The sequence below is a fragment of the Aneurinibacillus danicus genome, assembly GCF_007991215.1.
GTDB classification, from domain to species: Bacteria; Bacillota; Bacilli; order Aneurinibacillales; family Aneurinibacillaceae; genus Aneurinibacillus; species Aneurinibacillus danicus.
The window spans coordinates 1-10,325 of the sequence record NZ_BJXX01000021.1; the positions used below are offsets into that span (position 1 = coordinate 1).

The 10,325-nt window shown below is 50.1% G+C and carries 11 protein-coding genes; 9 read left to right on the forward strand and 2 right to left on the reverse strand.

Annotation, left to right across the window (positions count from 1 at the left end):
* On the reverse strand, positions 1 to 820 hold an 820-nt coding region (locus ADA01nite_RS02680; protein WP_170230116.1), incomplete at its 3' end, for a SafA/ExsA family spore coat assembly protein.
* 148 nt (positions 821 to 968) lie between these two features.
* Between ADA01nite_RS02680 and ADA01nite_RS02685 the strand changes: the two genes are divergently transcribed.
* Positions 969 to 1,541 (forward strand): BofC C-terminal domain-containing protein, encoded by a 573-nt coding sequence (locus tag ADA01nite_RS02685; RefSeq protein ID WP_170230117.1) that lies wholly within the window; start codon positions 969 to 971, stop codon positions 1,539 to 1,541.
* Between the two features lie 76 nt (positions 1,542 to 1,617).
* Here the strand turns inward: ADA01nite_RS02685 and bcaP are convergent, their stop codons facing one another.
* A complete protein-coding gene (gene bcaP, locus ADA01nite_RS02690) occupies positions 1,618 to 3,003 on the reverse strand; it encodes a branched-chain amino acid transporter BcaP (protein ID WP_146808364.1) in 1,386 nt (461 codons plus the stop codon).
* A gap of 234 nt (positions 3,004 to 3,237) precedes the next feature.
* Here bcaP and ruvA point away from each other — a divergent pair, with 234 nt between their 5' ends.
* From ruvA to yajC, 8 genes are all read left to right on the forward strand, one after another.
* On the forward strand, positions 3,238 to 3,882 hold the full coding sequence (ruvA, locus tag ADA01nite_RS02695; RefSeq protein WP_146808365.1) for a Holliday junction branch migration protein RuvA: 645 nt from the start codon (positions 3,238 to 3,240) through the stop codon (positions 3,880 to 3,882).
* A gap of 25 nt (positions 3,883 to 3,907) precedes the next feature.
* Positions 3,908 to 4,900 (forward strand): Holliday junction branch migration DNA helicase RuvB, encoded by a 993-nt coding sequence (ruvB, locus tag ADA01nite_RS02700; protein WP_371863528.1) that lies wholly within the window; start codon positions 3,908 to 3,910, stop codon positions 4,898 to 4,900.
* Positions 4,897 to 5,115 carry a DUF2905 domain-containing protein gene (locus ADA01nite_RS02705; RefSeq protein WP_146808367.1) on the forward strand — a complete coding sequence of 73 codons (219 nt, stop codon included), beginning with the start codon at positions 4,897 to 4,899 and terminating at the stop codon, positions 5,113 to 5,115. The genes ruvB and ADA01nite_RS02705 overlap by 4 nt, the downstream gene beginning before the upstream one ends.
* A gap of 27 nt (positions 5,116 to 5,142) precedes the next feature.
* A complete protein-coding gene (locus ADA01nite_RS02710; protein WP_170230119.1) occupies positions 5,143 to 5,970 on the forward strand; it encodes a lipoate--protein ligase family protein in 828 nt (275 codons plus the stop codon).
* Between the two features lie 128 nt (positions 5,971 to 6,098).
* Positions 6,099 to 7,520: a SpoIID/LytB domain-containing protein gene (locus ADA01nite_RS02715; protein WP_146808369.1), complete on the forward strand. Its 1,422-nt coding sequence runs from the start codon at positions 6,099 to 6,101 to the stop codon at positions 7,518 to 7,520.
* A 97-nt stretch (positions 7,521 to 7,617) separates the two neighbouring features.
* Positions 7,618 to 8,646, forward strand: coding sequence for a tRNA preQ1(34) S-adenosylmethionine ribosyltransferase-isomerase QueA (gene queA, locus ADA01nite_RS02720; RefSeq protein ID WP_146808370.1), 1,029 nt, complete (start codon positions 7,618 to 7,620; stop codon positions 8,644 to 8,646).
* Positions 8,647 to 8,730: 84 nt separating this feature from the next.
* Positions 8,731 to 9,861: a tRNA guanosine(34) transglycosylase Tgt gene (tgt, locus tag ADA01nite_RS02725; RefSeq protein ID WP_146808371.1), complete on the forward strand. Its 1,131-nt coding sequence runs from the start codon at positions 8,731 to 8,733 to the stop codon at positions 9,859 to 9,861.
* A gap of 108 nt (positions 9,862 to 9,969) precedes the next feature.
* Entirely contained in the window at positions 9,970 to 10,248 is a 279-nt protein-coding gene (gene yajC / locus ADA01nite_RS02730) for a preprotein translocase subunit YajC (protein WP_146808372.1), read from the forward strand.
* The last annotated feature ends 77 nt before the right edge of the window (positions 10,249 to 10,325 follow it).

Consider the following 10,325-nt stretch of genomic DNA (forward strand, 5'->3'; position numbering starts at 1 on the left):
CATTCGGCATTATGGGTTGCATGGCGGGCAGTTGAACATTCGGCATTATGGGCTGCATGGCGGGCAGTTGAACATTCGGCATCATGGGAAACGGTTCATTCGGCATCATAGGTTGTATAGCCGGCAGTTGCGCGTATGGCATCATATGAGGCATTTCCATAGATGACGAGCAGGAACTGCTTTCCTTGTGATGCTCATACGGCGCATACATTGGCATAGGTGGACAATACCCTATCATGGGCATTTGCGGCACCATAGGCATGATCGGCATGGGCTGCGGAGGCGGTATGACCTGTACGGGCATTGTTGGCTCTTCTTTTGGCGGTGCCATCGGTTTCATTTCCGGTATGGGTTGCGGTGTAATCTGCACAGGCGCTGTCGGTTTCATTTCAGGCATCGGTACTGGGCTTGGCATCGGAGCCGGCATCGGCTTTTCTTTTTTGGGTGCTTCTTTCACCGGCGATTCCTTAGTCGGCATCGTCGGCATTTGGATGTTGATGTCCATCTCCATCATGCTTATTTCAGGGTTTTCCGGTTGGGGCTTCGTTGTCGGCTGCTCCGTCACCGCCGGTTGTTCTTTCACCGGTTTTTCCTTTATTGGCGCTTCTTTTACCGGCAATTCTTTCACTTGCATTTCTTTCACGGTCATATTGTTTTTTAGCGGCACTTCGGTCGTTGGGACTTTCACTTTCATGCCAGGAGAAATTTTATCCGGATTTTTGATATGTGTATTAACCTTTTTCAGTGTCTCAAAGTCCAGGTTGTATTTCTGCGCAATTTTCCACAAGGTGTCTCCTTTTTTTACGATGTGGATTTTCATGTCATCGACCATCCTTTCTGTGAAAATTACCTTACATCATATGCATGGGCGGGCGATTTGCTACGGTAGGCAGATATCATGTATAAAATTTCTTTGAGCGGGGAAAGATGGGGAATAAAAATTTCATTCAGGCAAAGAAGGGATGCGTATGATTCGAAAGCCGCTTCCAAAGCACTGGAGAACACTATTGGCTTTATCGCTCTTATTCATCGTGGTAATAAGCGGGGGAACATGGTATTTATACTCCGCCATCGAGAAATTAAAAGGAAATGAGGCTGTAGCGCAAACAGTCGATCTGGTATTAAAGCGGGAGTATATATGCGGAGAGACGGAAGAAGAGACGAAACGGGAGACCGTAGCGTCTGTGGATGAACTGCTCAGACGTTATCAAGGTTGGACGTTTGTCTCACGCAACCGCAATGTATATACATTTGAGAAAAAAATTAACGATCTATCGCCGCATTGCAAAGAAAATGCATATTTTGGTCTCGGAGCGGACGGAGAGCTGACTTTGTTTGACGGTCTGCCTGAGAAAGGGCAGGTAATCCAGACCTTTTTTCGACTGGATACAAAGAAGCTAGAATCCAGTCTGCCGCCGGAGGAGCTGCAGTTGCTGCGTAAAGGCATCCATATTACGGATGCGGCCGAATACAATTCGATTATTTCTACTTATAGCGAATTCTCAAACGAAGAGAAAGAAGCGGCCGTACAGCTTAAATAGCGAGAAAAAAGACGGAGCGGAAAAGCCGCTCCGTCTTTTAATTCGTAAAAGCAGAAAAAACCGTGAGTTTTTCTTCTTATTTTTCCAGTTCGCTGTGCTTACGCGAGTATAAGAAGTATACAACTAATCCGATAGCCAGCCAGATGACAAATGCAGTCCACGTTTCAGGCGGCAAGTTAATCATCAGGTAACCGCAGGTTAAAATAGAAAGCACAGGTATTAGCGGTACAGCCGGTACGCGGAAAGCGCGCGGCAGCTCCGGATGGGTTCGCCGCAGTACGATGACGGCGACCGATACGAGCACGAACGCCGACAGGGTTCCCATATTGACCAGATGAGCAAGAGTGCCGAGGTCGATAAAGGCTGCAATCAGCGCCGCAATGAATCCGGTTGTCCATGTATTCACATACGGTGTTTTGAATGTCGGGTGTACCTTTGAGAAAAACGTCGGAAGCAATCCGTCACGGCTCATTGCAAAGGAGACGCGAATTTGGCCGTAGAGCATAACGATGAGAACGGTCGTCATCCCGGTAATGGCACCGAGCGAAATCAAGCCGGCGAACGCATCTTTTTGAATGTAAGTCAGTGCGAACGCTACAGGATGATTTACATTAAGCTGATTGTACGGCACAATACCTGTTAGAATGGCCGAAACTGCAATGTACAGGATGGTACATATAACCAGTGAGCCAATAATACCACGCGGCAAATCGCGCTGCGGATTGCGCACTTCTTCTGCTGCGGTAGATACTGCGTCGAATCCGATATAAGCGAAGAATACAGTGGCGGCACCGGCTACCACTCCGGAGAAGCCGAACGGCATGAACGGTGTCCAGTTCTCCGGCTTAACATACCATACACCAATGACGATGAATAGCAGAACGACCGCAATTTTGATTACTACCATAATATTGTTGACACGCGCACTTTCCCGGATGCCCCTGCCCAGCAGCCAGGTTACGATCATGATGATAATAAAGGCGGGCAGGTCCATAAATCCACCTTTGCCCGCTCCCGGCGCGGAGGCAAGCGCAGCGGGGATTGTAATTCCAAAACCTTGAAGCAGCGACTGAAAATAGCCTGACCAGCCGCTGGCAACAGCAGAGGTGGCCAGCAAGTATTCCAGTATCAAATCCCATCCGATCATCCAGGCGATAAGCTCACCCATCGTTGCATACGTATACGTGTAGACGCTCCCGGCAATTGGCACTGTAGAAGCAAATTCTGCATAGCATAAAGCGGCAAACGCACAGGCTAATCCGGAAAGAATGAACGAGATAACAAGAGCAGGGCCGGCGTGTTCTGCGGCAGCGACCCCCGTCAAAACGAAAATACCGGTTCCGATGATAGCACCGACACCCAGCATGGCCAGATCGAGTGCCCCGAGTGAACGCTTCAGCCCTGTTTCTTTACGCTGGCCAAGCATTGCATCGATTGGTTTTCTGCGAAATAGTTTATTCATATTGTCCTCCTCTGGTTGGTACATTGCGCTACTCATAAATTATTTATCTGTTATGTTATGAGTAATATAAAAATTATAACCGAAAGACAGTATACGAAAAGTTCAAACAAATATCAATACAACTTTTTTGAAATTTTAAAACAAAATCCTGGAATTGAAATGTATGTTCGTATTTCCTGATATGGTGTACAATAAAAGAATCGAGGTTTGTTGTAGGAGCAGGAGGAACTGGGAATGATTGATTTTATCGAAGGCCAGGTTGCCTATGTGGAAACCGATTGCGTCGTGGTCATGTCACATGGTGTTGGCTATCGCATTTTCTCGGGCAATCCGTTTCAATATCGTGAAGGGGAGCATGAAACAGTACGGATATATACACATCATTATGTACGTGAAGATGCCGTCCATCTGTACGGTTTTTCGACGCGGAACGAGCGGGATTTATTTCGCAAGCTGTTAGACGTATCAGGCATCGGGCCTAAGGGAGCGCTGGCGATGATTTCAGCCGGGACGCCCGAGCAGATTATTGCTGCCGTGACCCAGGAAAATATCGAATTTCTGACACGCTTCCCGGGTGTCGGCAAGAAGACCGCACAACGAATCATTCTGGATTTGAAAGACAAGCTTAAGGCGCTGCCTGTCCAGGAGAAAGCGGTGATTCAAGTGGAAGGAGAGCCGGAAGCTCTGCCAGGAAATCAACCGACGCTCTTCCATGCGTTCGAAGAGCCGAAGCAGGAGGCGATGGAGGCGCTCGGCGCGCTTGGCTATAGCCAGGCGGAAATCCAAAAAGTCATGAAAAAACTGGAGAAAGAGGGAGCCGATCTGGCTTCTACAGACAGGATTGTCAAACGAGCGTTGCAGTTATTTTTAACAACGTAAGGGGGGATAAATAGTGGAGGAAAGAATGATTTCCGCCCATGCGCATGACATGGAGGAATCCAATATGGAATTCAGCCTCAGACCCCGCTATCTGGCCGAATACATTGGCCAGAACCAGATTAAAGAGAACCTTAAGGTTTTCATCGAGGCGGCCAAGTTGCGCAGCGAAGCGCTTGATCATGTACTGCTGTACGGACCGCCCGGACTCGGAAAAACGACACTGTCCATGATTATCGCCAATGAGCTGGGCGTTAACCTGCGCACGACGTCCGGACCGGCAATTGAACGGCCTGGTGATCTGGCCGCGATTCTGACCGCGCTCTCGCCTGGCGATGTGTTGTTTATCGATGAAATTCACCGCCTGCCGCGCAGCGTAGAAGAGGTGCTGTATCCTGCAATGGAGGACTTTGCGCTTGATATCGTTATCGGCAAGGGACCGGGTGCCAAATCGGTGCGTCTCGATCTCCCGCCGTTTACGCTCGTTGGCGCAACGACCCGTGCAGGGATGTTGTCTGCGCCGCTAAGAGATCGTTTCGGTGTAGTGAGCCGACTTGAGTATTATACGACGGACGAGCTTGCCTATATTGTGATGCGGGCGGCTGAATTGTTCGATGTCGAGATTCGCGGTGAAGGGGCGGAAGAGATTGCGCGCCGTTCGCGCGGGACGCCGCGAATCGCGAACCGACTGTTGAAACGGGTGCGTGATTTTGCGCAGGTGCAGGGCAACGGTGTGATCACCGGAGAACTGGCGTGTGAAGCACTGGAGCGTATCCAGATAGACCGGATGGGATTGGATGAGATTGATCACAAGCTGCTGCGCTCTATTATGGACACATTCGCCGGCGGGCCGGTTGGTCTTGATACACTGGCTGCGACCGTAAGTGAAGAAGCGGCGACCATCGAAGATGTATGTGAGCCATATCTCATGCAGATTGGCTTCTTGCAGCGAACACCGCGTGGGCGTGTAGTTACGCCGCACGCCTATCATTATTTCGGCAGGGAGGTGCCAGGCGTATGAATCCGGTAGCGAAAATGCTGGTTATCTTCGGCGTTATCCTCATCATTATCGGCCTCATCTGGCAGGTGGGAGGACGATTTCTGAACCTGGGACGTCTGCCGGGGGATATTGTCGTTGAAAAAGAGAATTTTCGATTTTATTTTCCGGTTATGACCAGTATCATTGTAAGCGTGGTTCTTTCTCTTCTGTTCTATCTGTTTCGTTTTTTCCGTTAAATGCAAAAAACCAGAGGAGATTTAAGGATGAAACAAGAGAAAGGTTTATTCGGGCAGCGTATATGGCGCATCGTGGATCAGACAAAAACACATCCTTCGTTTCATGCGCTGTATTCATTTGCGATGGATGACACGCTATGTACATCCGTGCGCTTGAAACACAGTCCAGCGACGCTGCGTGCCTGGGTCCATCACCAAAATGTCGTGATGGGCAATGTCGATTACAAACTGCAGGGTATTGAACAAGGATTGGCTTATTTGAAGGAGCGCGGTTATCTGCCGGTGGTGCGGAACTCAGGCGGGGCGGCGGTAGTACTTGATGACGGCGTTTTGAATCTGTCGCTTATTCTCCCTACAGAAGACGTGTTTACAGATATTCATGCCGGTTATCGGGCGATGGTCGAGTTTATTGAACAGATACTTATGCCTTATGGCGTGACGGTTGAAACGGGAGAAGTACAGGGATCGTATTGTCCCGGAGATTTTGACGTCGCTATCGACGGGCGGAAGTTCGGGGGATTAGCTCAGCGCAGACGGCGCGGTGCGGTCGCTGTACAGGCGTTTCTGCTGGCGGACGGCAGCGGAGGGGAGCGGGCGGAGCTTGTGCGCGGCTTCTATGCAGCGGCCGCCCGGGAAGGTGATACATATCCTGTAGTGCGCCCCGAGACCGTCGCTTCTCTATCTGAACTTACTGGTACGCCGATTTCCTGTGCCGATTTGTTGCGTCGAGCCGTACATGTAGTAAAGACGCATGCGGAGCAGGTTGAATTTTCACAACTGCTGCCCGAAGAGGCGGAAGAATTCGCCGCCAATACGGCAGATATGGAAACACGCAATCCGCATTTGCATATATAAAGGATTTTTCTGCGACCTTTTTCCTCTTTGCTCGTCTAAATTAATAGACTTGGAAAATTAAGCTAGAGTTTCTGGTAGAATATCCATAGATATATAGAAATTCTAGAGGGAGAAAGGTTGATAAATAGATGAAATTGGGGAAAGTACTTCCGGTTGTATTGAGTCTCGGTCTTATGCTGCCGTTCGCCGGCCCGGCGCACGCCGCGGAAGAGCCGGTTGTAAAGGTGGAGTTAACGGCTCCGTTTGCGCTGAGTTCGACGGAAGCATTGACGACAATGACGTTTACCGTTAACGGCAATTATACGGTGGAGGGGCAGCCGTCGTTCATCCTGATTGCGGGACAGAAGTATTTCGTGCAACTGGAAAATGGAGCGCTTAGTCTCTATCGATTCGGACAAATGGGTATGCCTGTTCCGCTTGTCCAGGGAGTCAGTACACTTACGCTAACACCGTCGCTTCCGGATGGAGAAGCCGCCACTTTAAAAGTGGAAGGGAAAACAGCATATTCTTATCGCGGTGGGCTGGAATTGCGTGTTGGATATAAAGGAACGATCCAGCGCATCATCCCGATTAATATCGTCGGGATGGAAAACTATCTCAAAGGAGTCGTACCGAGCGAGATGTACACCAGCTGGAATCGGGAAGCGCTGAAAGCTCAGGCAGTGGCAGCGCGCACATACGCCGTACGTAAGCTCAACACGCAACCAGGTGGTTATATTAACGATACAGTTCAGTATCAGGTGTATAAAGGCGTAACAAATGAGAATCAAAATTCCAATCTGGCGGTTGAGGAAACAAAAGGGGAAGTTCTCTCATACAATGGAAGCTTAATTGACGCGGTGTACAGCTCCAGCAACGGTGGTTACACGGAAGCGGCCGAGAATGTGTGGAAGGGTTCAGGTGTACCCTACCTGACAGCCAAGCCGGATCCGTATGATGCGGCCAGCGGGACGAAAGATCGGAGCTGGCAGCAGACGCTGACACTGGCCCAACTTCAGGATAAAATCAAGAACCGAACACCGGCTGTAGGTACGATAAAGAAAATAGAGGTAAAACAAACGTATCCTTCTGGACGAGTTGCGGATTTGGCCATTGAAGGAGATAAGGGCGAGCTTCATCTATCCAAAGATGAGGCACGCACGGTACTCGGATTAAGAAGCGCACGCTATACCGTGCAGGCGAATTATAGCACACCGACACCCGCATCCGTTAAAGAACTGCTGGCCATCAACAGTGATGTGACCACGGCACGCAAAGAGGCGGGCGGTTTGGTAATTGCCAGCAGCACCACTACTAAGGCAAGCACAGGCGCAAATCTTGTAATTCAAGGAGCAGAACAAAAGAAAGCCGTAAGTCAGAGCGGGAACGGTACGGCCAGCCAACCGGTGCTTACTTCCGTTACGTTTAACGGCAGCGGATACGGGCACGGCGTCGGCATGAGCCAGTGGGGTGCCCAGCAAATGGCGAAAGAAGGCAAAACGTATCGGGATATTCTGGACTTCTATTATGCCCCCGCGCAAATCACCGGAGAATACGGAACGCAAAATTAATGCGCTGGGCCATGTCTATTTCTTGCATGAACGAGAAAAAATCGGTATGATAAAGAACGTTATACTGATGACTGAAAACAAAGTTGAGGGATAGACAGTGGATGTCAACGATTTCGATTTTTATTTGCCGGAAACGCTCATTGCGCAGAATCCGCTCCCGGATAGAACAAGCTCGCGTCTGCTTGTGCTCGATAAGCGGACCGGCGAAGTAGAGCACCGGACGTTTACCGATTTAAAACGCTATTTGAAAGCCGGCGACACGCTCGTGCTTAATGACACGAGGGTGATTCCTGCCCGGCTTTTTGGCGTGAAAGAAGGAACCGGTGCCCATATTGAAGTGCTGCTGTTAAAGCCGCTTGGAGAGGACCGCTGGGAGACGCTCGTTCGACCAGGTAAGAGAGTAAAGCCGGGTACACGCATTGTATTTGGTGATGGTCTGCTTATCGCCGAGTGTGAAGAAAGTACGGATGTGGGCGGACGTGTGGTTCGGTTTGAATACGACGGTATTTTCAATGAACTGCTGGATCAGCTCGGCGAGATGCCGCTGCCGCCGTACATTAAAGCCCAGCTTGAAGACAACGAACGATATCAGACCGTGTACGCGAAACATCGCGGATCCGCCGCTGCACCGACTGCGGGCCTTCACTTTACGGAAGAATATCTTGAAGAGCTGAAGGCGATGGACGTAAACCTTGCGTTCGTTACCCTGCATGTCGGACTCGGGACGTTTCGCCCGGTCTCAGTCGATACCGTAGAAGAGCATGAGATGCACAGCGAGTTCTATACACTGACGGAAGAAAATGCGCGCATAATTAATGAAACCAAAACGAACGGCGGACGTATTATAGCCGTAGGGACCACATCCTGCCGTACGCTCGAGACGATCGGCCGAAAATACGGCGGCAAATTGGTCGCGGAAGAAGGATGGACAAGCATCTTCATCTATCCGGGTTATGAGTTCTCCGTCATTGACGGGCTGGTAACCAACTTTCATCTGCCGAAATCGACGCTCGTCATGCTGGTAAGTGCGCTGGCGGGCCGGGAGAATATTTTGCGCGCATACGATGAAGCGGTTCGACAAGAATATCGCTTTTTCAGTTTCGGCGACGCCATGCTAATTTTATAAAAAAATGCATGAGGTAAGATATCCTGGCAACCACAACAAGGATATCGATTCGTCAAGTGTAATGTATATAGGAGGATACCAACATTGGCAGTACGCTATGAATTAATAAAGACATGCAAGCAGACCGGCGCGCGGCTCGGCAAACTGCATACGCCGCACGGCACGATTGACACACCGATCTTCATGCCGGTCGGTACGCTGGCAACAGTAAAGACGATGACCCCGGAAGAGCTGAAGGAGATGGAAGCGCAGATTATTCTGGGCAATACGTATCACCTCCTCCTGCGTCCCGGCCATGATCTGGTGGCGGAAGCGGGTGGTCTTCATTCGTTTATGAATTGGGATCGCGCCATTTTGACGGATAGCGGAGGATTTCAGGTATTCAGTCTGAGCAATTTGCGTCAGATTGATGAAGAAGGAGTTTCGTTCCGTTCCCATCTGAGCGGAGAGAAGCTGTTTATCAGTCCGGAGAAAGCGATAGAGATTCAGAACGCACTTGGAGCGGATATCATTATGGCATTTGACGAATGCGCTCCGTATCCTGCCGATCCTGAATACGTAAAGCCGTCCATGGAGCGGACAACCCGCTGGGCGGAGCGCTGTTTGAAAGCCCATAAGCGTCCGCATGATCAAGCGCTGTTCGGCATCGTGCAGGGCGGCATGTACCGTGAACTGCGCGAGCAGAGTGCGCGCGATATTACATCGCTCGATTTCCCGGGATATGCAATCGGCGGTTTAAGTGTAGGGGAGCCGCATCATCTGATGTATGAAGTGCTAGATTATACCGTACCGCTTCTGCCTGCGAATAAGCCTCGCTATCTGATGGGGGTCGGCTCTCCGGATGCGCTGATTGAAGGGGCGATTCGCGGTATCGATATGTTTGACTGCGTGCTGCCGACGCGGATTGCGCGTAACGGGACATGCATGACGAGCCAGGGTCGTCTGGTGATTCGCAACGCGAAGTATGCGCGCGACTTCAGCCCGCTTGACCCGAACTGCGATTGTTATACGTGCCGCAATTATACGCGGGCGTATATCCGCCATCTAATTCATTGTGATGAGATTCTTGGCGTGCGGCTGACGACGTATCATAACCTGCATTTCCTTATCAACATGATGAAGCAGGTACGCCAGGCGATTATGGACGATCGTCTGGGCGATTTCCGTGACGAGTTCTTCGCCAGATACGGTATTACGGAAACGCGAGGTTTCTAGATATGGAATTTCGCCGGTACTCTGTTTTTTCAGCATAAGACAAACCTATATGTTTTAGAAAAGAACGTGGACTGGCAAGAATATATGTAATAAAAAAGGAGGAGTATCATGAGCGCGGGTATGCAGCAAATATTATTGTGGGTGGTCATGTTTGCCATCTTCTATTTCTTGTTGATTCGTCCGAATCAGAAGCGTCAAAAGCAGCGCAATGCAATGCTTGCGGCACTGAAAAAGGGGGACCGAATCATCACGATCGGCGGTCTGCATGGCACAATTGACCTGATTAATGAAGAAAACAATACCATCGTTGTCAACGCCGGTGGCCAGAAGCTGACATTCGAGAAGATGGCCGTACAATCCGTTGTCGGCGAAAATGTACAGAAGTAGCCGGCTGTACAGAAAACGACCATGGCATCTCAGCCGCACCCCCGGCATGAAAATGAGGGGAAGAGCGGCTGACTTTT

Coding starts and splice junctions, on each gene's coding strand:
- ADA01nite_RS02685 (WP_170230117.1), top strand. CDS start 969: ATGATTCGAAAGCCGCTTCCAAAGCACTGGAGAACACTATTGGCTTTA.
- bcaP (WP_146808364.1), bottom strand. CDS start 3,003: ATGAATAAACTATTTCGCAGAAAACCAATCGATGCAATGCTTGGCCAG.
- ruvA (WP_146808365.1), top strand. CDS start 3,238: ATGATTGATTTTATCGAAGGCCAGGTTGCCTATGTGGAAACCGATTGC.
- ruvB (WP_371863528.1), top strand. CDS start 3,908: ATGATTTCCGCCCATGCGCATGACATGGAGGAATCCAATATGGAATTC.
- ADA01nite_RS02705 (WP_146808367.1), top strand. CDS start 4,897: ATGAATCCGGTAGCGAAAATGCTGGTTATCTTCGGCGTTATCCTCATC.
- ADA01nite_RS02710 (WP_170230119.1), top strand. CDS start 5,143: ATGAAACAAGAGAAAGGTTTATTCGGGCAGCGTATATGGCGCATCGTG.
- ADA01nite_RS02715 (WP_146808369.1), top strand. CDS start 6,099: ATGAAATTGGGGAAAGTACTTCCGGTTGTATTGAGTCTCGGTCTTATG.
- yajC (WP_146808372.1), top strand. CDS start 9,970: ATGAGCGCGGGTATGCAGCAAATATTATTGTGGGTGGTCATGTTTGCC.